Here is a 24,175-nt window from a genome sequence, read left to right as displayed (position 1 = left end):
TTCAGGGCCTGAGGCCTACTCGAGACCGAAGGCCCGGACCACCGTCTGCGTGACGCTGTTGCCCTTGGTGTCCTTGGCTGTTGCACGCACGGTCGCGAACTCGCTCGTCGAAGGTGCGTCCAGCTTGGTCAGCCACTCGTTGCCCGAGCGTCGGAGCGTGGCTGTCCGCCAGGTCGCGCCGTCGTCGTACGAGATCTCCAAGGTGACCGCGCTGATCTTGCCTGCCTCGGCAGCGCCCGGCAGATGCGACGGCGTCACCGCCAGGTCGGTACTCCGGTGGGCGCGTCCGGCCAGGTCGGTGGACACGTCGTAGTCGAGCTGGATCAGCGGCAATGCCTCCAGCGCTGTGTAGTCGGCCTGGTCCGAGACGAAACGCCACTCCGTGTGGGTGCGAGGCGAGTACGGCCGATCGGGAAGGTCGCGGGTGGCGTCCACGACGAGCCGGTACGGGAGCTCGTCCGGGGTGACCTCGGCGGACAGCATGTCGCTGCCCTGGGCAAGCAGGTTGTCGCCCTGATAGAGCGAGCTCTCCAGCGTGAAGCCGCCCCAGATGATGCCCTGGTGGCGACCCGAGTCGCCCCAGCTGGGCATCCCGAACACGCTGATGATGTCGCCGACCCGCGAGGGAGCTGTGGAGACCGCGCTGTCGCTCAGCAGCCGTGGCCGCTGGATCCCGGCGAACCAGGTCTCCTTGGTGGTGCTGCGCGCCTGGTAGGAAAGGGACGAGCCCAATTGGGTGAGGTCCGGCACAGCAGCCTGGGTGAGCCACTTGTATTGCGAGCCGGCGGTGACCCAGGCGGTGTAGTTGCCCTGGGCAGCGACTGGTGTCCCTGCCGCACTCACTGCCCAGGTGAAGTCGGTGGACAGGTCGTAGCGGATGTCGAGAGCCTCGCCCTGCTTGGTGTCGCGGAACGACTCGTCGATCTTCGCCAGCTCGTTCGCTCCCGGCCGGTAGGCGGGATCGCGCGGGATGGCGCCGTCATGGTGCTGGACGAGGTCGTACAGGTACTGCGGGTACGGGTGCGAGGTGAGCTTCAGCGACTTGGAGCCGCGCTGGATCCGGTCGATGAGCTGCTTGCCCTGGTCGGTGCTCAGCGAGGCCACCGGCAGGGGAGATGCCTCCTCCTGTGGGAGATCGGCCCACGCGTCCAGCGGTCCGAAGCCGTCGTTCACGAGCAGGAGGAGTTTGGCGCCGGCCTTCTGGGCGGTGGCTGCCTGGGCGGTGGGGACGGTCACGTCGTTCCGGCGGACCAGCGCGATCTTGTCGCGTACGTTGACCTTCGCGAACTCCGCGGCCGATCCGCTGCCGACGTCGACGACGGAGTACGAACCCGTGCCTTGCGGGAGCTTCGGGGAGAAGCTCTGGATGATGCTGTCGTAGGACTGGTTGCCAACAGCAACCGTCAGCGGCGATTGCACCTGACGCCAGCGAGTGGCGAAGGTGTACGAGCCCTGCGTCACCTTGCGGGTGGGGGTGGCCCAGAGGCTGTCGTAGATCCAGGGCTCGAGCTGATAGGTGTCGACGAACCGGTGCAGGTCGCCGTAGCTCCGGTACTGATCGACCCGCACGTAGCTGTTGGTGGTCGGCTGCGGCGTCGTCGCGCTGACCTTGCGCAGGGTGGAGGCGTCGAAGGTCAGCGTCCGGTCCTTGGCGACCACCACCTCCGGTTCACTGAGTACTGCGCGCCCGAGCGAGTGCGGCCCGTCTAGCCCGGTGACATCGGCGTACAGCCAAGCCGCGTAGGTGCTCGGCCGGATGCTCAGGTCGAGGCTGCCGCTCTCGTCGACCAGGTAGACCTTCGGCACGGTGTCCCGCGCGATGTCCTTCATGACGAGCATGCCGGGCAGTGCGGAGCCGCGCCGGTCCTTGGCCGTGACCGAGAGCTTGACCCGCTGACTCTGCTTGTTGAGGCCGACAGGCGTGTGAGTACGCAGTACGCCGTCCTGGCCGGTCGCCGTGAGAACTGCGCTGTAGCCGGCGTCCTCGACAGCCGCCTCCAGATGACCCACTACACCGGCCGTGGCGGTGCCGTGTGCGGGCACGACCACCTGCGGGGTCGTCAGCGTGAACAGACCGGCGGGAATCCCCTGAATCTTGAGAGCCAGGTCCAGCGTGATCGGCTCCGAGCCGGTGTTCGTGTAGGTGACGTCCTTCTGCACGGTCTGGCTCGGCGGGTACGGCCACTTGGCTGACATGGACGCAGACCCGGTGGCGAACAGCGTGCTCTTCACTGCGGCGGCCACGTCGAGACGACCGCTGCCGGCCGAGAACGGGCTGTACTGGACGGTGGTCTTGGTGGTGCTGACCAGGGCGTCCTTGAGTTGCTGGCCGTTCCAGTCGGGGTGCGTCCGGGCCAGGAGGGCGGCGGCACCCGCGACGTGCGGCGTCGCCATCGAAGTACCACTCATGGTCAGGTATGAGCCCTCACCTTCCGGCGCGTACTGCGAGCGCGCGGCGAGGACGTCGACACCGGGAGCGGTGAGATCGGGCTTGAGGGCGCTGTCGCCCACGCGAGGACCGCGGCTGGAGAACGAGGCCAGGCGATCGGCGCCGTCCACCGCACCCACGGTCAGCGCCGCGTCGGCTGCGCCGGGCGCGCTCACGCTGTAGGGGTCCGGGCCGGAGTTGCCGGCGGCGATCACGAACAGCGCGCCGGTCTCGGCGCTGAGTTCGTTGACGGCCTGGCTCATCGGGTCGGTGCCGTCGGTGGGGCCGGAGCCGAGGCTCATGCTGATGACCTTGGCGTGCTGGTCGCGCGCCGCCCACTCCATGCCCGCGAGGATCCACGAGTCCTGGCCGTTGCCGTCGTCGTCGAGGACCTTGCCGATGTGCAGGTCGGCGCCCGGGGCGACACCCTTCTCCTTGCCGTCGGAGGCTGCGCCGGTACCGGCGATCGTCGAGGCGACGTGGGTGCCATGGCCGTGCCGGTCAGTGACGTCCTGGCCCGGGACGAAGCTGGCCGTCGCGGCGATCCGGCCGCCGAAGTCCGGGTGCGCGGCGTCGATGCCGGTGTCCAGTACGGCGACGTCCACGTCCTGGCCGGTGTCGCCGCCCTGCCAGACCTCGGGAGCGCCGATCTGCGCGGTGGTGTCGGACAAGGTCGCCTTCGCCTTGCCGTCGAGCCAGATCTTGGCGATCCCGCCTCGCAGTACGGCCTGCGTGGTCGGAGCGGCCGAGCGGTTGGCTGTCGAGGTGCCGGTGATGGAGGTCCAGAAGTCGGCGGCGCGGGAGCGGTCGGTCGACAGCGCGGCGCCCTGGATGCTGCTCAGCGTCAGGGTCTGCCGGGCGCCCTCGGGGACGACCTGCTTGCGGGAGCGGGTGGCGGCGTCGGTGTACGAGACGATCAGCGGTAGGTGGTCGCTGTGCGCGTCGTCGTACTCGTCCGCGAGCAACTCCGTGACGTTGAACAGGTGCTCGTCGAGAACGCCGGACGCGAGATAGGGCAGGGCCGAGTCGGGGTAGACGTAGGTGTCCTTGCCGGTGGTCATGATGTGGGCGCCGGCGGGGCGGCCGTTGGGGGCTTGCACGGTCGCGGTGGTGTGACCGTCACTCGTGACGGTCGCCGTCACCTTGTCGCCGGTGATGAGCGTGACGGTGCGCGGAGGACCAGCTGGTGCGAGGTTGCGGGCGGCTGCGAGTGCTGGGGTGGTCGCCGGGCCGGTCTGCGCCATCGAGGGCGTTGCCGCGGTCAGAGCTACCAGTGTGGCACCAAGCGCGATCAACCCGCGTCTGGAGGACGATGACAAGGGGACTCCAAGGGTCGGCGTTCGCGAAGCCCCTGATTAAAGGCACGCCCGACGCCGCCGTGCCACGAAGAACCGTGGCGCAAACCGGTCACGACCAATCCCGCCAGCACCGCTTGCCCAGTGCGGCTCGTCCGGTGAACTCAGAGCCAGCCGCGTTCGCGGGCCTGCCAGCCGAGTTGGAGGCGGGAACGGGAGTTGGTCTGTTCCATCAGTTGCTGGACCCGGCGGGCGACTGTCCGGCGGCTGATTCCGAGCCGGGCTCCGGCCGCGTCGTCGGTGAGCCCGGCGACCAGGAGAGACAGCAGGTAGCGGTCCTCGGCGGACATCGAGGCTTCCTCCGACAGCCCGCCCGACTCGGTCACCGAGAGCGGGCTGGCGCGCGCCCACACGGTCTCGAAGAGCGCGACGAGCGCGTCGAGCAGGTTGCTCGGATGGACGAGCAGCGCCGCGTCGTGGGCCGGGGTGGTCCAGTCGAGTGGCAGCAGTGCGAGCTCCCGGTCGGCAATCGCGAGCTTGGTCGGTAGCGCGTCCGCGATCCGGGCTTGCTCGCCGGACCGGACGTGGCTCACGGCGCTGGCGGCGAGCACCGAGTCTGCGAGAGCTGAGCTGTCGTAGACCACTCGATAGGCGACTCCGGCGGCCTGGCGGTCGAGCTGGGTCCGGTTCACCTCCGTGGAAGCCGCGTACGGCGGCGCCACCAGTTCTCGCATCTCCTTCTGGGCCGTGCGCTGCACCCGGTCGAACGCCCACCCGACAGCGGCCTGGCCGGAGACGATCTCGATCAGCTCCTCGGTCCGCCGGTTGATCGGTCGGCTGTAGGCCTCTGCAGCCAGCCGCTGCGCCGCAGCACGGGTCCGTTCCAGCTCGAGCTCCTGGCTCTTGATGAACTGCTCGACCGCCAACTCGGGCGGTACTGGTACGACGAGCTCTTGTGGTGGCGGCGTCCGGTGCACGAACCCCTCGCGCTGCAGGGCGGCCACGGCCCGGCGTACCTGGACGACCGTCAGCCCAACTCGCTCGGCCAGTTGCGTGACAGAGGCGCTGCCCTGCCGGACCAGCGCGAGGTACGTCGCTTCCTTCGTCTCACTGAGGCCGGCAGCTTTCAGCACAGATCGCCTCCCGGCGCTCACAACTCCGATCCAATGACGGCGCAGCTCACCCGGCAACACTGACGGCCAAGCCCAAGAACTCGATTTCCCCAGTCGAGCGGGCCCCATCGTACGTCGACCGCCCACCCCGGCCACGGCCGCCGGGTTGCTCGTGGGTTAGTCGGAGTTGAGCCAGGACCACGTGTCGGTGGTGGTGGGGGCGCCGGCGGCTTCGAACCAGGTACCTACGCGGAGGTGGTTCTCGCGGAGGGGGAGGTTGTCGCCCAGGTCGCCTCGGGTGATCAGGGCAGCGAAGCAGTCGATCAAGCGCGCCTGGGGCGAGCCGGTGCTGGTGCGGCGGAGTCGTTGGTCGAAGTAGGTGATCAGTGCAGGCAAGGAGTCGTACGGCGCGTGCACGGTGTACGCGTACTCGCGGCCGGGGTCGTCGGCCAGCGGGAGATAGTCGTAGGACTCGGTGAAGCGGATCCCCTCGGCGCCGCGCTCCGGGTCGAACGTCATCCGGAGGGCGAAGATGCAGTCGTTCCGTTGCCGGTGCACCTTGAGCAAGGTCGTCTTCCACTCGGATCCGTAGCTCTGGAACGGGACCCCGGCCGCGGCCAACCACCCGGCGACCCGATCCCGTACCGCGCCCGGCTCGCCGAGCTCGAGCTCCCCGCGAGCCGCCACCGCCCGGAACGCGGCAAACAACCGATCATCCCGACTCAACTCCACACCCGGCCTCCACTTGCCAGGCACCTCCTCGGGCGGCGTCGGGTCGAGCGATCTGCCTTCCAGTACTTCGATCAGGGCGTCGAGGGTGGTGTGGCCGAGGTGGAGTTGGTAGAGACCTGATCTGTCGGCGGCGGGTCCGTGGCACTCCTGGAAGATGATCTGCCGGTTGTAGGAGTTGATCGTCAGCTCGACGGACGCCTCGCCCCGCGCGAGCAACACCTCGTGCCGATCGAGTCCACCGCGGCGTGGCGCCAGCCCGGCCTCTTCGCACCAGGCGAACACCTGATCGCGGAGCGCGGAGCCACCACCATCGGGGCTCAGCTCGCCGCGGGTGATCAGCTCCTCGAGGCAGTGGACCAACTGCTCCGCAGGATCGCCGAGCACCTCCAGCCCGAACCGCCCGACCAGGAACGCCCCGAGCACGGGCACCTCGGAGTACGGGAGTTTCAGGTCGTAACTGTGGCCGCGCAGTTCCTCGGGACCGCGGTAGAGCTCCTCGAAGGTGAAGGTCCCCTCGCCGGACGACGAGAAGTCGGTACTGACGATCAGGTCGCTCGACGGGTCGACGTACAGGATGTCCTTGCGCCTCACAGCCCCCAGGTTAGAACGGGCGGAAAACGCTTCAGGGAGTGGCGTTCATCAGGTCGAGGGCGCTGTGCTGGCGGGCTGCGTCGAGTTTGTCGATCGGGCCGTACCAGCGGAGGCCGTACTGGTCCATCGGGGTGCGGTCGGCGGCGAACGCGCGGTCGGCCTGTCGCTGGAGGTAGGTCGTGTACGGGTGGTCGGCGAGCGCCGCGTTCAGCTTGCCGAGGCCGCGGACGTGCGCGCCCTTGAAGGACGGGCCGTCGCCACCGCAGTCGCCAGACTCGCAGGGCTCCCGGAGGATGCCGTCGGCGGTGTTGAGTGCGGACGAGGTCGTCGCCGCGTCGGCGAGCTGCCTGGCGGTGGTCGGGTAGCTCGTGTTGTTCGTTGCCTTGGACAACTCGGTGAGGGCCCCGAGCAACACTCCCTGGTTGTAGCTCCAGGCAACATCACCGTTGTTCTTGCAGGTGGACAGGTTGATGCCGTCGTTGACCAGGTGCGAGCTGTTGATCATCCCCGTCTGCTGGAACCAGGTCCAGCCGCTCTGCGCCCGTTGCAGGTAGGTGCTGTCGCCGGCGATCCGTTGGTGCAGCGCCGCGTTGAGCTGGATGTAGAGGGAGTTGGAGATCGCGTTCTTGTACGTCTTCGCCTGACTCCACCAGACCCCGCCGCCACATGTGTTGTCCCAGTACGCCGCCATGTGGTCGGCGTCGGCGCGAGCCGTCTGCAGGTAGCGGGACTCGCCGGTCAGGTCGTAGGCGGCGACCCAGGCGAGACCCCACCAGCCGGTGTCGTCGAGGTAGTCGTTGCGGAACTGGCCCTGCTGGGCGTTGAGGTTGAGGTCGTACGTCCGGGCGATCGCGTAGCGGTAGCTGCCCATCCCGGTCACCCGGGCGTTGTCGATGATCGCGTTCAGCGCGTTTGCAGAGTTCCACCAGCCGGTGGTGTCGAACAACCCGGTCCCGTAGTTGTAGAACTGCATCGTGATTGTCCCTGGGGCGGTAGGAAGAGAGCGCTTTCACCGAAACTACGGCGCACCCAGTGACAGGGTCAATACGCCAGGTGATCGATCCTGTGCAAAACGTCGACTGCCGGTTGAGGTCGAAGTCAGCCGGGCCGGCCGATCGGAGTGAGGGTGGAGCCGGTGGTGGAGTCCTCGCCGACACCCGTAATCAGGGAGGCCAGGATTGCCATTGCGAGCACGGCGGTTACTGCAATCGCCACGGCGCGGCCGCGAGCCTTGCGGCGCATCAGGTCGGTCGGGGCCAGCGGCACTGAGCAGGGGTCGAAGACAGAGGCGTCCAGGGGACCGCTCAGGCAGCCTGCCGCACCCTTTTCGAGCGTGGCCTCGATGATCGCGCCCTGCGGGTGTTGCACGCCCATCGCGCGCAGTCGGAGTTCCGACTGCTCCACCGACACCGATCAACTAACGAGCGACTGTCATCGCGGTCACACCATCGCTGCCTGCTGAGCCGGTGTTGGTCTGTGGAGCGCCCGTGACGGGATGTAGTGGCGGTTATCCTCGGCGCGTGAGCAGCGCGAGCGAGACAGACGGGGTTCAGCCCAGCGGTGATGCGGTCACCGGCCGCTGGGACGGGGTCGACGTGCACTTCGGTGAGGAAGGCGGTCGGCTCACGTACGGCAGCTACCTGCGATTGGGGGAGTTGCTCGACCAGCAGCGACTGGAGTCCGACCCTCCGGCGCACGACGAACTGCTGTTCATCACCATCCACCAGGTGTACGAACTGTGGTTCAAGCAGGTTCTGCACGAGATGACCGCGTCCCGGGACGCGATGCTGGGCGGCGAGGTCTGGCTGGCGCAGCACCTGCTCCGCCGGGTGCACACGATCGAGCGGACGCTGACCCAGCAGGTCGACATCCTGGAGACGATGACGCCGCAGGACTTCGGCGAGTTCCGGCACCGGTTGTCACCGGCCAGCGGGTTCCAGTCGGTGCAGTTCCGGGAGATCGAGTTCCTCTCCGGCGCCAAGGACCCGTCGTTCGTGAAGCGGTTCCGCGGCCTGACCAAGGCGGAGAAGACGCGGCTCGAGCGCCGCCTGTCCGAGCCGACCCTGTGGGACGCGTTCCTCGCCGTGGTCGAGAAGGCCGGTTTCTCCACGGCCACCGAGGACGACCTCCGCAAGGCGCTGCAGACCGTCGCGGGCGATCGCGGCCAGCACGCCGCGATCTGGGAACTGGCCGAGGCGCTGCTCCAGCACGACGAGCTGGCCGCCTCCTGGCGCGCGCGTCACGTCGTCATGGTCGAGCGCATGATCGGCACCAAGCCAGGCACCGGCGGCTCCTCCGGCGCCGGCTACCTCCGCAGCCGCCTGGACCTCCGCTACTACCCCCTCCTCTGGGACCTCCGCACCACCCTCTGACCCGCTGCCCACCCCTATCCCCGACTCCGGGTAGCTGGGTCCGCTGAGTGGGACCTTGAACACCAACTGGGGACCTCGGACAGGCAATGACCTGTTCAAGGTCCTCACGAGGTGACCGCAGTCCCGACAGCGTGGTCGGCAACAGCGTTGCGTCTGGCAGGGCGAGCGTCGGCCGGACCAGCTGCCGGGCGGGGCACCGGGGGTGGTTCAGGTGCTGTGCCGAGCAGGTGTCGGGCGGGGCAGCAGGTGCCGGGCCCGGTGGGTGCCGGGGCGATCAGCTGTCAGTGGGGCGGTCGAGGGTGTCGAGGAGGCGGGTCAGGACCGCGTCCGGGGTGCGGGTCCAGTCGGTGGTTAGGACGTGGTGGACTCGCCAGCCGCCGGTGGTGAGTGCTCGCGGGTGGGTGCTCAGCCGCTCCAGTAGGGAGTCGGCGGCCACCCGCTCCGGTGTGTCCACCAGTACTGCGAGCCGATGGCCGACGTCGCCTGGACGACGCAACGCGAGGTCACATCGGAACACTGATTCGCCGACCGAGGTGTCCACCTCGATGCAACGTGCTCGGAGCGCCGCCGCCAACTGCTCGACTACGGCAGACCCATCGCCCTCCGCACCGGGACCGCCCGTACTGCGGGACGCCGTGCGGGCGGTGAGAGTTGGGCGGTGGGTGGACTGGTAAGGGTTGAGGGCGGCGCGGGTCGCCTCCGGGTTGCCTTGGGAGACTGCGTCGGCGTAGGTGAGGAAGCGGCGCAGGGTGTTGGCGCCGTCGTTGTAGGTGTTGGTGATCGCGTCGGGCTCGATGCTGGAGACGATCACCATGTGCTCGCGGGCGCGGCTGAAGATGACGTTCAGCCGCTTCTCGCCACCGGCGGTGTTGATCGGGCCGAAGTTCATCAGCATCCGGCCGTCGGGTCCGGCGGCGTAGCACACGCTCATGATGACGATGTCGCGCTCGTCGCCCTGGACGTTCTCGAGGTTCTTCACGAACAACCCGGCGTCCTGCTCGTCGCGGCTCCGCACCTGCTCGGCCTCGTACCGCGCGCCGAAGTCCGGGTCCGCCTCCGCCAGGGCGTCCAGCGCACGCTCGATCTCACCCTGCTGGGCCTCGGAGAACGCGACGATCCCGATGCTCTTGCCGGTGTCGCGGTAGAGCAGTTCCCGCACCAGCCCGGCGATCCAGCTCGCCTCCGCCGGGTTCGTCCGCCGTACGTAGATCCCGTCCACCACTCGCACCGACGTGATGCTGCCGGCCAGCACTCCGTCCACGACACTGCCGAACCCAGCCGACCCCGGATCCAGCGTCGGTACCTCGTCCTGCGGCACCGAGCGGACGGCCCACGGTTGTGCACTGGCAGCTGGCAGGCGGTCGGGGATGGTGGCGAGCCGACCTTGGTAGAAGGCCGCGTTGCTGAAGGAGATCAGTGCCTCGGAGCGGCTGCGGTAGTGCCAGGTGAGCATGGTCGAGGCCAGCCTCAGGGCACTGATCGCGAGGAAGCTGTCGTCGGTCAGGGCGATGCCGACCTGCTCGGCCTCGTCGTCGTCCGGGTCCACCGTCGGCGTGCTGACCCGGAAGTACTGCGTGGGCGGCAATTGCATCTGGTCGCCGACGACGATCACCTGAGGCGCGCGGTGCAGCGCGGGGATCGCTTCCTCGATCGGGATCTGGCTCGCCTCGTCGTAGATCACCACGTCGAAGGCGGTGTCGAGCGGCAACGTGTCCGACACCGACGACGGGCTCATCAGCCAGACCGGCCGCAGCAACGACACCACCTCGCCAGGCGCACCCGAGGCGAGATCGCGGATCGACTTGTAGCGCATCACCTTGCCGAACTCGTGTTCAAGCTCGCGCCGGCCGGTGCTGAAGTTCTTCTTGCGGGTCCGGTCCTCCGACGACATCCCCGTGACACTCAGCTCGGAGTGCGCGAGCTCGGTCAGGAACCGCCGCCGCACTCCGGCGACCACGACCTCCGCGTTCACCGTGGTCAGTTCGTCGTACACGAGGCTCAGTTCGCCGACGATCGAGTCGAAACGCGCGGAGGTGAGCTCGTTCAGCAACGGCGTCGCCGCCCGCGCCCGCTCCCAGTGCAACGCGCAGACCGCGTACTCGAGCTGCTCCGGCGTTGCCTCCAACCCGCGCACAGCAGCCTGCACCGACGTCGGCGCCTCGGCCAACGCACGCATCGCCGGGATCACCTGCTGAATCGCCGACACCAACCCCGCCGACGCCAAGGCCCCGACAGCAGCCTGTACTCCGGCCAGCGTCAGGCGGGCGTAGTCGTCACTGAGGAACCCGCGAGTGGCGTCCTCGGCGGAATCCAGCACGGCGGCAACCCGAACCAGCGCAGCAGCCACCTTCGGATCCTCGGCCAGCCGCGAACGCCAGTCAGCGAGCGAAGGATCTTGCTCCACTGCGCGAATCCGGCGGGCCAGGCCGACCGGGTCCGCCGAACCCCAGTCGCGCTCGGACTTCTCGGCGTTCTGCTGGACCGCGGCGGACGCGTCCTGCGCGGCGACCAAGGTGGTCAGGATCTCTGTCACCGAAGGGCGAACGTCCCGGCCCGAGGCATCGAAGCGTGACCGCACCAGCGTCTTCACCCGCCGCCAGTCGCCGCTGAGGAACGACAACAGCCCGCCCTCTTTGCCCTGGGCAACTGTCAGCGCGGCCCGTGCATCCCTGGGCGCGAGCGGCTCGGACCAGCCATCGGCCTCCGCCCAAGCGGAGCTCGCCGTCGCGACCAAAGCCTCATGGTCGCCCGCCGCGGCCTGCAACCGCTGCGCGGCAGCCGACCCAGGTTGGAGAGCAGCACCCATCCCTCTCTCGGACAGCGGCTGCATCACCATCCCGAGCTCGGCCAGCCGCCGAACCTCGTCCAGCCCCAGCGCTCCCCAGGTCTCAGCGGAGGCCGACGGATCGGCTTCAGCCAAGGCATTCGCGACCGCCGTCCAGCCATCGCGAGCGCGACTAGCCGCAACCGGGATCTCGGTGTCCGCTCCTGGCGCCACCCACACGTCAGAGGAGACGAGGCCAAGAGGACTCCGCGCCAACAACCCATTGCTCGACGGATCAGCCTCAGCCAGCACTTTGGCCAACCCGGTCACAGTCTCGCGCGCGGTCCACCAGTCGCCAGGCGATGGAATCAGTCGACGCTCGAGAGGCTCCAGCTCAGAACCCCACTGGTGATCCCGCAGCCCGGCCAGCTGGTTCACCACCGCACGCAGGCTGGGCGAATCACCGGCCAGTTGCGTCTCGAACTGCCCGACCGTCGCGAGCAGGCGATCCACCCGCGCCACGAGCGCGTCCCGGCGTCCGGTCAGTTCGTCGAGGTCGTCCTCGGCGGCCAGCCACGCCTCGTACGTCTCGCGCAGCCTGTGGACGAAAGCCTTCTTGTCCGCCTGCGAGTCGTGGATCAGCGTGCACAGTCCGTCGAGCCGGCGGCTCGCCAACCGCGCGTGCACGACGTCGAGCGCCGCGCGCTTCTGGCAGACGAACAGCACCCGCTGCCCGCGGGCGACGAAGTCCGCGATCATGTTGGTGATCGTCTGCGACTTACCCGTCCCTGGCGGACCCTGGATCACGAAGCTCTCGCCTCGCTGCGCCCGCGCGACCGCCGCGACCTGCGAGCCGTCCGCCGGTACGACGAGATGTCGCTCCGCGGTGGGCAGCTCCGGTGGCTCGCTGCTGATCGGTCGCGGCTGATCCGAGAACAACTGGTCGAAGGACTGGCACGACCGGCCGGTGTCGAGCAGTTCGTCGTAGTCCCGGACCAGACCGAGCGTGCGGTAGTTGAAGTTGGCCAGCGCCACGGCACACAGGTCGACATCCCACGAGTACGGGCTCCCGTCATCGCCCGTCTCGAGCGTGTACGTGTCCGTCTCGATCGCCCCGGGCCGCCGTGGCTCGCCCAGCACGATGCTCAGCGGCAGGTCCTGTACTGCGAGCTGGTTGCGGAAGATCTGCACTCCGAGCGGCTGGTAGTCGGGCCGCTGGTAGGAGTACGCGTAGTGCCGTCCGCCGAACTCGTTCGCCGTGTTTCCGTGCTGCCGCCGCCGGTAGTTGCGCAGCTTCACCATCGCCCGCTGCCGGACCAGGTCGATCCGCGGCTTCTCCCGCAGGTGCAACTGCAGCCCGGGCTCCGACGCCTGCAACTCGGCGCGCAACCGCTCATGCAGTACGCCGAGCGCGTCCGGCTCGGCCAGATCCACCTTGTCCGGCAGGTTGATCCCGTACAGCTGGTGCAGGTGATGCCGCAGCGTCGGGTTCACCTCGGCAATGGGGTCCGTGATCCGCAGGGTGTAGGAGTCGCGGACGCCACGCTTCTTGGCGAGCTCCACCTTCACCAGCACCAGGGGAGACGACAGCCGGGTGGCGGGGTCGTTCTTCAGGTCGTGCCAGCGCAGGAACGCCGGAACCAGCCGCAACTGATCCTGCCCGTACTCCGCGCGGTCCCGCCGGGCCGTGGAGATCAGCTTGTCCAGCGAGGACGCGGCGTACGGGGCTTCGTCGTACCGGATCCACTTCCCGAGGGTTTGCGCCTTGCCGTCGACGAGTCGCGCGGCGAGCTCCGCGTTCCAGGTGAACAGCTGCTCGGCGCGGATGTTGCGCACGTCGAGCATCAGCGGGACCGACACCTCGGTCAGGTTGAGGGTCTGCGCGGTGTGCCGGAAGTTGACCAGCCGGTTGCGCCGGGAGAGGTCGAACAGCCTGTCCCGCAAGGCTTTCAGCACAGCCGCGCGCCGGTCCGCCTTACCGCGGGTGATCGCGGCGACGTCGAAGTCGAGCGGCTGGTCGCGGTAGTCGTCGAGCTGCCCGATCAGCGACCGGAGATCCTGCGCCCGGTGGTGCCGGTCCGGCTCGGCCATCTGCGCCGCGACCGAGACGATCACCGGGTGCAGCGTGCTGGTCAGGGTGTAGAGGTTGCCTCGGGCCCCGATCAGCCGGGCGACGTCCTCCGGGCGGGACAGGTCCAGGCCGCAGCCGAGAGCGATCAGCAGTTGGCCGAGGCTGAAGATGTCGGTCAGCGGGTCGTGGTTGCCGACGACATGCTCCCAGCTCTGCCAGCCGGGCACGAGCACGGGCGCGGTGATTGCCTCGGGCACCGGTTCGGTGACCTGGAGCCTGCCCTGGCCACCGCTCTCGCCGAGATCCGTCTCGACCTGGCGGTGCGCGACCACCTCGACTGCAGAGTCCCGATGCCCTTCCCTGGTTGAGATCTCGTCGGGCGCCAGCACCGGCCTCGACGCATCCTCCGGGGCGAACCCGAGCCGGGTCTGCTCGTCGACCGTGATCCGGTCGAGCCCACGCAGCGGAGCGACCAGGCCGCGCTCGTGCACCTCCGCGGTCGCGTGGAACAGCGGCAGCACGGCCGCCAGCAACGCGTCGTTGCCGAGACCACCCTGGGAAACCGCGAGGGCGACGAGATCCTTCACTGGATCACCCCGTCCGCGGCCGCGGCCAGCTCCGCCCGGCGCTTGTCGCTCCACCCGAGCTCGTCGTCCGCCAGATCGTCGTACGGCGTGAGTCCGGCGCGGCGGGCGAGTCGCAGGGACGCGACCAGTCCTTCGTCTCCGGCATCGGGATCGGCCGTCGCGAGATCCAGCAGGAGATAGCAGAGGTACTGCTTCGTGGCGGCGGTCAACGCCCGCGGCCGGGGAATCGGTGCGCCGTCCACCGGCCGGATCGCCAGCGGCTCGTCGAACCGCGGCACCGCGCCACCCGGTACGCCGAGAGGCCCGGGCGGATCCGCGAACCCGGCCGCATATGTGGCGACGGTGTCCGAGCGCAGGCCTTCTGTCTGGGCGATGTGCGCAGCGAAGTCCATGCTCAGCTCGCGCAGGAGCACTGCGTCCAGCAGATCGGGCGCATCCACGTCGAGCGGACCGGTCAGGAGCACCTCGACGTCTTCGCCTGCGATCCAGTTCTGCAGGGCCCAGGCGCGGGCGACACCTTCAGGGTGAGTGGTGCCGCGGCTGCCCGTGCTGAGGTCGAGCTCGCCGGCCTGCCGCAGATAGGCCTCGGGGTCCACGCCGGACAACCCGGTCTGCACCTTGAGGAGCGCGCGGACCGTAGTACCGAGGTCTCCACAGGACTTGAGCGCGCCGCGATCGGCGAACAACTCCGACGCCATCACCCACCGGCGATGAGTCTCCAGGTACTGCGCGGGTGTCCGCGCGTCACCCGCCGCGGCGTCGAGCAACCGGTCGACGGCGAGATAGGCGCCGTCGTCGATGGTCCAGAGCAGGCGATGCGCCAACTCGTGGCCGCAGACTGCTGCCAGCTCGTCGGGCGTCAGCCTGTCCAGCAGCGGACCCTCGAACAGGATCACCGCCTTCTCACTCTGGTGCAGCAGTGACGCGTTGGGCTGTCCCGCCCCCTGCGCCTGGAAGAACTCCACCTCGACCTCGAGCCCCAACGCCTCGGCCGCCCGACACCCAGCCTCGTGCAACGCCGGATGACCACCCGCCTCGAGCCGGTAGGTGTTCCTCAGCAAGGTCTCGGTCAACCCCGGATCGTCAGCCTCCGCCGGCCGCAACGCCTCCCACGCACGCTCGTCCACCCGGCGCACATGCGACAGCACGGCCTGGTGATACCCCAGCGGCAACAACGGAAGCTCAACCACCCCGCCACCCTAACGAGGCCCTCCGACAAACCCAGCCTGATCCCAGGACGGGCCCGACGGCCCAGTCGGTGGTTGGCTAGAAGTCCACGCGGTTTCCCTGTAGGTAAAGGGCTTGGGGACTGCGGAGGCGGGTTATGTCGGCGGTGGGGTTGCTTTGGATGATCAGGAGGTCGGCGTCGAAGCCGGCGAGGACGCGGCCCTTGGTGGTTAGGCCGCAGGTGGTGGCGGCTGTGGAGGTGGCTGTGGTCAGGGCGGCCTCGGGGGAGACGCCGCCCTGGACGAGGCCGATTACTGCTTCGGGGAGGATGCCGTGGGCTTTGCCGGGGTTGATGCCGCCGTCGGAGCCGGAGACCAGGCGCACCCCGGATTCGTGAAGGCCTGCGAAGAGGTGGGTGCGGGCTTCGTAGGTGGTGCCCGTGCGGCGGAGCATCTCCAGTACTGCGGGAGGTGGGTGCGCGCCCGGGACGATTCCCAGGGTCGGGCAGACCGTCGTACGGGAGGTGATCAGGTCGGCGACCACCGACTCGTCCAGGTCGACGCCGTTGGTGGTGATGAAGGAGCAGTGTTCGATGCTGTCCACGCCTGCGCTGAGGGAGTTCTTGATGGACTCCAGGGAGTGGGCGTGGGCCGTGACGGGGAGGCCGCGGGCGTGGGATTCGTCAACGACCACAAGGATTTCCTCGGCGCTGAACTGGACCACGGCTGGATCGGTCCCAGGGGTGTTGGCGCCGCCGCTGGCCATGACCTTCACGAGGTCAGCGCCGCGCTCGGCACGTTCGGCGACCGCCCGGCGGAGCTCGTCGGCACCGCGGACGGCGCCTCCCATGTTCCAGCAGTGTCCCTGCGGAATCGTGATCGGCGGCCCACTCGCGACCACAGTCGGGAACGAACTGTCGCCGGACCGCCAGTCCACGACGGCAAAGGAACGGTCGCCCAGGTCGCGCACCGTGGTGACCCCGCTGGCCAGTTGCGCCTTCAGGGAGTTCTCGATGACGGTGACGAGCTCGGCGTCGCTGAAGTTGGGGATCCGGTCGAGTGCGCCGGGTCCGCTGTCACAACACAGGTGTACGTGCGTGTCGATCAGTCCCGGCAACAACGTGCAGCCCTCGAAGCGCGTCACCTCGCACGACAACGCAGTACCGCGGGGCTCGACGCCTGCGATCCGTCCGTCGTCGACGATCACGACCGCACCGTCACCGGAGTAACGCTCACCGTCGAAGACGGCGTCCACCTCGATCGCGAACACGCATCACGGTAACCCCTCGGCGCCGCGGCGGTCAGTAGTGTCGCCTTTGGCCGAGCGGGGCATTAGAGGAGTAGTCGACGAAGGGGATTGCTGGTGAAGCTCTACTCGAGTGTGGGCGTGCAGCGGGTGGGGCAGATGTTCGGGGATCTGATGCTGGTCGCCTGGATCGCGTTCTGCACTGCGCTAGGCCTGACCGTCTTCAAGATCACCAACGCGCTGGGGTATCCGGGGCGCAAGGCGGCCGAGGCCGGGGACGGCCTGGCGGGGGATCTCCGGAAGATGTCCGAGCCGGTCGGGAAGGTGCCGGCCGTCGGTGACGAGTTGCGGGCGCCGATCGACGGTGCGGCCGGCGCGGCGGCGCGGTTGGCGCAGGCCGGGCGGGACCAGGCGCACGCGGTCGAGCAGTTGGCGTATCTCCTGGCCGCCGTGACGATCGGGTTGCCCGTACTGTTCGCGCTGCTGATCTGGCTGCCTCGCCGGATCCGGTTCTCCCGGCGGGCGACCGCCGCGCAGAAGTTCATCGACAACGCGGCCGACCTGGACCTGTTCGCGCTCCGGGCGATGGCGAACCAGCCGATGCACCGGCTCGCCAAGATCTCCGACGACCCGGTCGGGGCCTGGCGTCAGGGCGACACCACCGTCATAGCCCAACTCGCCGACCTGGAGTTGCGCAGTACCGGCCTGAAGGCGCCCAAACCGGCGCCTGCCTGAATCAGGGGCGGTCTGGGGAGGACCGTCTACGCTCAGAGGCATGGTGCGAGTACTCCTGGTTGAGGATGATGACGCGATCCGGACGTCGCTGAGCAAGTCGCTCACGGCCGCCGGTCACGTCGTCACGCCACTGGCCAGTGGAGCCGAGGGGGTCGCGGCGGTGGCTCGCGAGAAGCCCGACGTGGTGCTGCTCGATCTCGGCCTGCCCGACCTCGACGGTCGCGACGTGCTCGCCATGGTCCGCGCTGTCAGCGATATCCCGGTCATCGTGGCGACGGCCCGCGACGACGACGCCAGCGTGGTGAGACTGCTCGACGCCGGCGCCGACGACTACGTGATCAAGCCGTTCAGCTCAGCGCAGATCGACGCCAGGATCCGGGCCGTACTGCGTCGTCGTGGTCCCGACCAGCAGGGCGAGTCCGTGCTCAGTCTGGGCGCTCTGGAGATCGACCCGCGCAGCCGCGAGGTCACCGTCGACGGCGATCCGGTCGACCTGACCCGCAAGGAGTTCGACCTGCTGCTCGCGTTGTCGCGGCGCGCGGGCGCCGTCGTCACCAAGCGCGAACTGCTCGCCGAGGTGTGGGGTCTGCCGTGGGGAGGCGGCGACCGGACCGTCGACGTGCACCTGTCCTGGTTGCGCCGCAAGCTCGGCGAGACCGCCGCTGAGCCGCGGTTCCTGCACAGCGTGCGCGGGGTCGGCGTGAAGCTCGCCCCGCCGGAACCAGGCGCCTGACCATGCGCCGCCGGATCCTGCTGCTCTCCGTCGGCATGACGACGCTGGTGGTACTGGCGTTCGCCGTACCGCTGACCATCCTGCTGCGGAACGCGGCCGAGAACGACTCGCTCGAGGCCGCGAGCTACACCGCCAAGAACGTGGCGTACTACGTCGGCGACAGGAACCACACGGCCGCCGACGTCACGGCGTACATCGAGGCCGCCAAGAACGATGTTCCAGGCCGGATCTCGGTCCGGATGGCCGACGGTACGACGCTGGGCGATCCGCCTCCCGGTGGGGTCGCGGCGCCGAAGCCGGTTCCGGGTGATCACGGCGACGATGACGGCGACGACCGGAAGGGGCCGCCGAAGATCTCGGACACGTCGACGCGCACGGTGGCCGGCGGAGTCGCGACGGAGATCGACGTCGACACCCACAACGGGCCGGCGTCGGTCTGCCTGTTCCTCACCTCCGAGGAGTTGTACGACGGGCTCCTGCCGCGCATCCTCTTCCTGCTCGCGGGCAGCCTGCTCGTCCTGCTCCTCAGCATCCTCGGCGCCGAACTCGTCTCCCGCCGCCTGGCCCGCCCACTGGAAGAAACCGCCCGTACTGCGGAACGTCTGGCCAAGGGTGACGTCGATGCGAGAGCCCCGACGAGTGGTCCCGCGGAGGTCGCGAAAGTAGGTGCCGCGCTCAACGGTCTGGCGGATCGCATCGACGAGGTGATCGCGGTCGAACGCGAGGCGGTCGCGGATCTCAGCCACCGGCTCCGTACTCCGCTGACGGCACTCCGCCTCCAGGTCGAGGCGCTACCGGACCGAGAGCGGGCCGAGGAGCTCAACACCCAGGTGAACAGCCTCGAACGGACATTGACCGCGGTCATCAGCGCGGCGAGACGGCCTCAGCGCGAGGGCCGGGTCCCGCACTGCGACGCGGTCGAGGTGACCCGACGGCGGGCCGCCTTCTGGGAGCCGCTGTTCGAGGATCAGGGCCGCGAACTTGTCCTGGATCTGCCGACCCCGCCGGCGATGGTGAGGTCGTCGGCGGAGGATCTCGGCGCCGCGCTGGACGCCCTGGTGGAGAACGTGGTCGCCCACACCCCTGACGGGACCTCCGCGCGGATCATCCTGACCAGGCAACCCGTCGGCGGCAGCGACGGCGTACTGATCGTGGTCGCCGACGAGGGGCCCGGCATTCCGCTGGGGGCCGGTGAGCGCGGCCGGAGCGACCGCGGCTCCACCGGACTCGGGCTGGACATCGCCCGCCGCTGCGCCGAGGCGGCCGGCGGCAGGCTCACCATCCACCCCAACCTGCCCACGGGCTCGTCGGTCCACCTGACTCTGGCCGCGCCCTAGCTCCAGCTCGTCAGACCACGATCTCCGACTTGTGCTCGGCCAGCCACTCGGAGAAGGACTTCAGCTCCGGGTTCAGCTCGCGGGCCAGTTCGAGGTCCGCATCCGTGCGGGGCGCCGCTCGAGGGCCCAGCATTTGTCACCCTCGGGTCGTTCGATGCAGCGACGGAGGCGGTGGTGGGTATCCGGAGGGGCCGGCGCGCCAGGCGTGCTACCCGGGCCGGCTGCGCTGTGCGTGTCAGTACGCATGCTTTCTTGGCGTCTGCACCTGATCATGGGATCGGGAACGCATGGCGTCCCGGTCTGGTCAGGGGTCGTGGTGTGAGTTGGACGTGGGGGCGTGGCGATGACGGGTTGGCAAGTCGCGGTGGCCGGCGTGGCGGGTGCGCCGGGCGTCGTGCTCGGTCTGTTGCTGTTGCTTCGTGGACCACGCGTCGTCGGTGCGCTGCTCGTGGCGCTCGGCTTGCTCCCGCTGGCCATGCTCTCGCCCGACTCCGCGGTGGCGGGCCGGTCGCCACCGCACGGCCTCGGCCTCCTCCTCGCGGTGGCCTCCCTCGCCGGGTGGGTGTGGCTGTACGTCCCGCCTGCGTTGCTCGCTGCGTACTTCCCGGACGGTCGACTCGGGCGCGGCTGGTGGGTGCTCCCGGCGGGCTGGGGCCTTTTCCTGGTCGCGTTCCACGTGGCGGTCGCCCTGGACGCGGGCAACTATGGCGGCCGTGCCGGACAGATCCCAGGCAGCCCGCCGGTGGAGGTGCCGCACTGGGTCGACACCGTGCTCGGCGTCGGCTCGCTGATCCTGCTGCTCGCGCTGCTGGTCGGATCGGTGGTGCGCGTGGTCGTGCGCTTCCGCCGAGGAGGCGACGTGGTACGACGACAGTTGAAGTGGTTCGTGTTGAGCATCCTGCTGCTGCCGATCGTCCTGATCGTCACCTGGGCGGCGTACCTGCTCACCGACGTTGCGGGAGTCGTGGTCCAGGTCGGGCTGTTGCTGGTCTTCGTCAGCATGCCGGTCAGCGTTGCCATCGCGGTTCTGCGGCACGACCTGTACGACGTGGACACGCTGGTCAGCCGCACGGTTGCCTACATCGTGCTGACCGGTGGCCTGGTGGCGGTGTTCGCGGCCGTCACGGTGGGGATCGGGGTTGTGGCGGGACGTGGCTCCGATCTGCCGACCGCGGTGGCGACGCTGGTGTGCGCGGCCTCCTTCGGACTGCTGCGGCGTCGGGTGCAGGCGCTCGTGGACGCCCGGTTCGACCGCGGCAGGCGTGACGCCTTGATCCGGCTGGACCGGTTCCTCGACGAGGTGCGAGATGGTCGCACCGGGCCGGAGCAGGTCGAGTCGGCGTTGCGTGAGGCGCTTCACGATCCGGGACTGCGCGTGGTCTATTGGCTTCCCTCCGACCCGACGACGCCATGGCGTACTGGTGACGGCGAGCCGTCGGCCCGACCGGAGGACCCTGCGCTGGACGTCGCCGTGGCCGGCAGACTGCTGGGCTCCGTCGGCTACGACCTGGCCGTGCGGCGCCCCCGGCTGCTCCGGGAGGCGCTGCGAGCAGCGCACCTGCCGCTGGAGCTGGCGCATTCCCGTATCGCTCTGCGCCACGCGCTGGCCGAGACCCGTGCCTCGCGGGCGCGCCTGGTCGAGGCCGGCGACGCCGAGCGTCGCCGGCTCGAGCGCGACCTACATGACGGCGCCCAGCAGCGGCTGGTCGCGATCGGGATGTTCCTGCGGCTGGCGCAGCAGCGCGCGGACCCGGCCGATCCGCTGCAACAGGTGCTCGGTACCGCCGTACGGGACCTGCAGGAAGCCCTGGGCGAGCTCCGTCAGCTGGCCGGAGGAGTACGCCCACGCGGGCTGGACGAGGGTCTCTCAGCCGCGATCCGCGGCCTGGTCCGGACCAGCCCGGTGCCGGTAGAGGTCCACCTGACCGCCGATCCCGTACCGAACGTGGTGGCGACGACGGCGTACTACGTGGCCGCCGAGGCGTTGGCGAACGCGCTCAAGCACGCGGAAGCCCGGTCGGTCGTCATCGACGTCACCCACCGCAACGGGGACCTGCGGGTGGTGGTGTCCGACGACGGTCGCGGCGGCGCCACGGTGTGCGCCGGGTCCGGGCTCGCTGGGCTGCGCGACCGCGTGGCGGCGACCGGGGGTGAGCTCGCTGTGGACAGCAGCCCCGGCATCGGTACGCGAGTGGAGGCGAGGCTGCCGTGCGGATCGTGATCGGCGAGGACTCCGCCGTCGTACGCGAGGGTCTGGCGCTGCTGCTCGCCCAGGCCGGCCACGACATCGTTGCACGTGTTGGTGACGCGCCCGGCGTGGTGGCGGCGGTGCTGGCGCACGAGCCCGACCTCCTCGTCACCGACATCCGGATGCCGCCGAACATGAGCGATGACGGTGCTCGCGCGGCGCGGGAGCTCCGGACTGTGCGGCCAGGGCTCCCGGTGGTGCTGCTGTCCCAGCACGTCGAGACGACCCAGTCGACCGAGCTCGTCGCGACGGGAGCCTTCGGCTACCTGCTCAAGGACCGGATCCTCGACCTCGACGACTTCCTCGACGCCCTCCGCCGGGTCGCGGCCGGAGGTTCGGCGCTGGACCCCGAGGTGGTCGCGTCGCTGCTGGCGCCGATGCATCCCGAGCCCGCCTTCGCCCAGCTGACCGAGCGCGAGCGGGAGGTGCTGGGCCTGGTCGCGGAGGGCCGCTCGAACGCGGCAGTGGCACGTCGGCTCCACACCGCCGAGCGCACTGTGGAGACCCATGTCCGGCACATCTTCGTCAAGCTCGGACTGTACGACTCCGACGACGACCACCGCCGCGTCCTGGCAGTGCTGGCCTACCTGCGCAACAGTTCGTAGGGCTCCGGCTCCGTCCGCGGGTCGCGCCGTCGGAGCAGTGCCATCGCAGCCAGTCCGAAGCCGATCGCCTGCACTGCGGTCCCGATCACGTCCGAGAACGGGAAGCTGATGGCGTGGAACACCGGCCAGGCCATCAGCCCGAATCCCGCGAGCCGATTCGCGGTGTGCGCCCGTACCAGGGCCAGGCCGAGCAGGAACGTGCCGAGGAGGTTGCCCAGGACGAAGAGCAGATAGACCCAGCGTGTCAACGGCTCGTCCAGGACCGCCTGCAACACCGTGACGTTCTGGCTCGTCGAGCCGCCGGCCTCGACCATCGCGGCCGTGGTGAAGCCCTGGAACACCATCGCGAAATAGCAGACGTACGCCGCGGCGGTGAGCACACCGCCGACAAGGCCCAGACGCGCGGCACGGACGCGGACCAGTCGCATCACGCCGAGGACGGCGGGTACAAGCAGCAAGGCCCCGGCCAAGGCGGCCAAGCTGGCCCAGCGGACCAACGTGAGGTGCTCGCCGGTCAGGGTGAGGTCGTCGCTCGGTTCGAGGTCATCACCCCCGTGCAGGGTCATCACCGCGTGGCCTACCTCGGCGGCGACGATGAGCCAGGGGGCAAGAAACATCGCGAGGGCGAGTCCGACGCGGCGTGTCCCCGCGGTGCGCACGAGCGGGCCGCACGCGTCCAGGGAGAATTCTTCGGTGCTGGTCATGGCGACTCCTTCGTGTCGAGGTGGAACTCACCTCGAGCGTCGTACCGGCACCCCGCCGGGCGCGTCGGCGCCAGCACGGCACCCAGGTGCGGGCCAGCACGGACGTGCCGCCACGCGCCAGGGCAGGGGCACGGATGGCTGAGATGCGACAGGTGTCGGCACGAGGACTATGGGACGCCACACTGATCAGCCGGTTCTTGGCGGCGGCCCGGGGCTGTCCTGCTGCTCACCCGTTGTCCTGCACGGATTCCTCCCGCGCTGATCGCGGGTGCGGAGCTGTGAGATGCGGTTGCTGACAGCAACCGATTCCGCCTGCGAACCGCCTGGCATCAACGATCTCGTAGTGACACTCCCCGCAGCCCTCGCCGGCGATGTGCTCACGCCAGTCGTGACCGCACGCGGGACAGGCGCCGTAGTAGGCACGGCGTGCCCGGCGCACCCGGTGGTCAGCCCACGCAGCGCTCAGCCGTTCGACAATGTTCACCATTCCAGCGAGCCACGCGCCGATGCCCTCAGCGACCCCGACTGCTAGGACGAGGCTTGCTAGCGGATTTGCTAACAGGGGCGGCGGACTGCGGTGGACGGCAGCAGACGGTCGTGGGTCGTGTTCCGCGTAGTGCCACCCGCCGAACGGCAGCCAAGGACGGGTTTGGACGGCCGCTCAGCAACTTTGAATCTCGCGGACAACGAGGCCCCCGAGAGGCCCCCGAAGGGCCGTGAACAGCCATCAACGACCCTCGACCACTGTGCACAATTGGCGCTCAGGATCGGGGTCGTCTGCGTGTGGACGCTCATTGAAGCGGACTCGTAATGAGAAGGTCGTGAGTTCTAATCCGTCGGTTCCAGTCAGAGGCATAGGGGGATCGGCAGGTCGGCGGTTACATATTCGCCTGACTTCACCCGAATGGGGATCGGCGCAATCCCTGGGCCTTTGATGTCGTAACTGCCCGGTGTCAGTTCGAACTCGTAGTGCTGATGATCCTTGTCGCTACGGAACGCGTGGCGCCTCACCAGGTTGCCGTTCTGATACACCTCCACCACCCGACTCGGCGTGAGATTGTGATCTGGCCCTGGGCCGTAACACGATGGCAGCAAGCCGCCGGCTGTGCCGGGACCGCTGGGCTGAGCGGCGCACGCCGCGAGCGTGATAGCGGCCACACCGGCAAATACCGATGCTGCCAGATATGACCGCCGTCCTTCGTGCGTCATGTCGCCGCCCCCGATCCTGGAACCAGTGCTTTCTCCCTATACGCTGCCATGCTCAGTCTCGTTGTCCCATAGCGCAATACCGCGCCCGCGCTCTCATCGCGGTCGTTCGGCTTTCACAAGGACGTGCCCCTGAGGTGCCCCCGAAGGGCTCTGAACAGCCAGCAACGACCGCCGACCCCTGAGTGCGATCAGCGCTCCCGGTCGGCGGCCCGGCGCGGAGAGGCGCTCAATGGAACGGAC

Annotated in this window: 17 protein-coding genes; 6 read left to right on the top strand and 11 right to left on the bottom strand. The window is 69.1% G+C overall.

Features of this window, described 5'->3' with window-relative positions; translation table 11 throughout:
- Positions 1-15 precede the first annotated feature (15 nt).
- The 5 genes from EV648_RS23160 to EV648_RS23140 form a co-directional block, all read right to left on the bottom strand.
- On the bottom strand, positions 16-3,747 hold the full coding sequence (locus EV648_RS23160) for a S8 family serine peptidase (protein ID WP_199234760.1): 3,732 nt from the start codon (positions 3,745-3,747) through the stop codon (positions 16-18).
- A gap of 140 nt (positions 3,748-3,887) precedes the next feature.
- Positions 3,888-4,856, bottom strand: a complete 969-nt coding sequence (locus EV648_RS23155) for a helix-turn-helix domain-containing protein (RefSeq protein WP_241995507.1) — start codon at positions 4,854-4,856, stop codon at positions 3,888-3,890.
- A gap of 156 nt (positions 4,857-5,012) precedes the next feature.
- Positions 5,013-6,158: a hypothetical protein gene (locus EV648_RS23150; protein WP_132295386.1), complete on the bottom strand. Its 1,146-nt coding sequence runs from the start codon at positions 6,156-6,158 to the stop codon at positions 5,013-5,015.
- Between the two features lie 31 nt (positions 6,159-6,189).
- Positions 6,190-7,131 carry a glycoside hydrolase family 76 protein gene (locus tag EV648_RS23145; RefSeq protein ID WP_241995505.1) on the bottom strand — a complete coding sequence of 314 codons (942 nt, stop codon included), beginning with the start codon at positions 7,129-7,131 and terminating at the stop codon, positions 6,190-6,192.
- A 125-nt stretch (positions 7,132-7,256) separates the two neighbouring features.
- Positions 7,257-7,568 carry a hypothetical protein gene (locus EV648_RS23140; protein ID WP_132295384.1) on the bottom strand — a complete coding sequence of 104 codons (312 nt, stop codon included), beginning with the start codon at positions 7,566-7,568 and terminating at the stop codon, positions 7,257-7,259.
- A 110-nt stretch (positions 7,569-7,678) separates the two neighbouring features.
- Between EV648_RS23140 and EV648_RS23135 the strand changes: the two genes are divergently transcribed.
- Positions 7,679-8,530, top strand: a complete 852-nt coding sequence (locus tag EV648_RS23135) for a tryptophan 2,3-dioxygenase (protein ID WP_132295381.1) — start codon at positions 7,679-7,681, stop codon at positions 8,528-8,530.
- Positions 8,531-8,804: 274 nt separating this feature from the next.
- On the opposite strand, the gene EV648_RS44950 is transcribed toward EV648_RS23135, so the two are convergent.
- The 3 genes from EV648_RS44950 to EV648_RS23120 all read right to left on the bottom strand — a co-directional run bounded on the left by EV648_RS44950 (position 8,805) and on the right by EV648_RS23120 (position 16,388).
- The gene (locus tag EV648_RS44950) at positions 8,805-13,952 is read right to left on the bottom strand and encodes an AAA domain-containing protein (protein ID WP_132295378.1); all 5,148 of its coding nucleotides are present in this window, start codon (positions 13,950-13,952) and stop codon (positions 8,805-8,807) included.
- Entirely contained in the window at positions 13,949-15,142 is a 1,194-nt protein-coding gene (locus EV648_RS23125) for a M48 family metalloprotease (RefSeq protein WP_132295375.1), read from the bottom strand. Before EV648_RS23125 ends, EV648_RS44950 begins: the two co-directional genes overlap by 4 nt.
- 76 nt (positions 15,143-15,218) lie before the next feature.
- Complete coding sequence (locus EV648_RS23120; protein WP_132295372.1) at positions 15,219-16,388, bottom strand: amidohydrolase family protein; 1,170 nt, start codon at positions 16,386-16,388, stop codon at positions 15,219-15,221.
- A gap of 93 nt (positions 16,389-16,481) precedes the next feature.
- On the opposite strand from EV648_RS23120, the gene EV648_RS23115 reads away from it, so the two are divergent.
- The 3 genes from EV648_RS23115 to EV648_RS23105 are packed head-to-tail and all read left to right on the top strand — an operon-like array spanning position 16,482 to position 19,169.
- Positions 16,482-17,099 carry a hypothetical protein gene (locus EV648_RS23115; protein ID WP_132295369.1) on the top strand — a complete coding sequence of 206 codons (618 nt, stop codon included), beginning with the start codon at positions 16,482-16,484 and terminating at the stop codon, positions 17,097-17,099.
- Positions 17,100-17,139: 40 nt separating this feature from the next.
- Complete coding sequence (locus tag EV648_RS23110; RefSeq protein WP_132295366.1) at positions 17,140-17,832, top strand: response regulator transcription factor; 693 nt, start codon at positions 17,140-17,142, stop codon at positions 17,830-17,832.
- A gap of 2 nt (positions 17,833-17,834) precedes the next feature.
- Positions 17,835-19,169 (top strand): HAMP domain-containing sensor histidine kinase, encoded by a 1,335-nt coding sequence (locus EV648_RS23105; RefSeq protein ID WP_132295363.1) that lies wholly within the window; start codon positions 17,835-17,837, stop codon positions 19,167-19,169.
- Positions 19,170-19,179: 10 nt separating this feature from the next.
- On the opposite strand, the gene EV648_RS44780 is transcribed toward EV648_RS23105, so the two are convergent.
- Complete coding sequence (locus tag EV648_RS44780; RefSeq protein ID WP_255512860.1) at positions 19,180-19,302, bottom strand: hypothetical protein; 123 nt, start codon at positions 19,300-19,302, stop codon at positions 19,180-19,182.
- A 210-nt stretch (positions 19,303-19,512) separates the two neighbouring features.
- Here EV648_RS44780 and EV648_RS23100 point away from each other — a divergent pair, with 210 nt between their 5' ends.
- On the top strand, positions 19,513-21,390 hold the full coding sequence (locus EV648_RS23100; protein ID WP_132295360.1) for a sensor histidine kinase: 1,878 nt from the start codon (positions 19,513-19,515) through the stop codon (positions 21,388-21,390).
- Complete coding sequence (locus EV648_RS23095; protein WP_132295357.1) at positions 21,378-22,022, top strand: response regulator transcription factor; 645 nt, start codon at positions 21,378-21,380, stop codon at positions 22,020-22,022. The genes EV648_RS23100 and EV648_RS23095 overlap by 13 nt, the downstream gene beginning before the upstream one ends.
- Here the strand turns inward: EV648_RS23095 and EV648_RS23090 are convergent.
- Positions 22,001-22,726, bottom strand: coding sequence for a hypothetical protein (locus EV648_RS23090; protein ID WP_132295354.1), 726 nt, complete (start codon positions 22,724-22,726; stop codon positions 22,001-22,003). The genes EV648_RS23095 and EV648_RS23090 overlap by 22 nt on opposite strands.
- Before the next feature lie 846 nt (positions 22,727-23,572).
- On the bottom strand, positions 23,573-23,764 hold the full coding sequence (locus tag EV648_RS23085; protein ID WP_132295351.1) for a hypothetical protein: 192 nt from the start codon (positions 23,762-23,764) through the stop codon (positions 23,573-23,575).
- Positions 23,765-24,175: the final 411 nt, after the last annotated feature.

The sequence above is a fragment of the Kribbella sp. VKM Ac-2568 genome (assembly GCF_004345365.1).
In the GTDB taxonomy this organism is placed as follows: domain Bacteria; phylum Actinomycetota; class Actinomycetes; order Propionibacteriales; family Kribbellaceae; genus Kribbella; species Kribbella orskensis.
This window is presented reverse-complemented; position numbering and strand designations above follow the sequence as displayed.

Bases quoted from the DNA above. Each gene is read 5' to 3' on its own strand.
- EV648_RS23145 (WP_241995505.1), bottom strand. From the start codon at position 7,131: ATGCAGTTCTACAACTACGGGACCGGGTTGTTCGACACCACCGGCTGG.
- EV648_RS23090 (WP_132295354.1), bottom strand. From the start codon at position 22,726: ATGACCAGCACCGAAGAATTCTCCCTGGACGCGTGCGGCCCGCTCGTG.
- EV648_RS23105 (WP_132295363.1), top strand. From the start codon at position 17,835: ATGCGCCGCCGGATCCTGCTGCTCTCCGTCGGCATGACGACGCTGGTG.
- EV648_RS23110 (WP_132295366.1), top strand. From the start codon at position 17,140: ATGGTGCGAGTACTCCTGGTTGAGGATGATGACGCGATCCGGACGTCG.
- EV648_RS23100 (WP_132295360.1), top strand. From the start codon at position 19,513: ATGACGGGTTGGCAAGTCGCGGTGGCCGGCGTGGCGGGTGCGCCGGGC.
- EV648_RS44780 (WP_255512860.1), bottom strand. From the start codon at position 19,302: ATGCTGGGCCCTCGAGCGGCGCCCCGCACGGATGCGGACCTCGAACTG.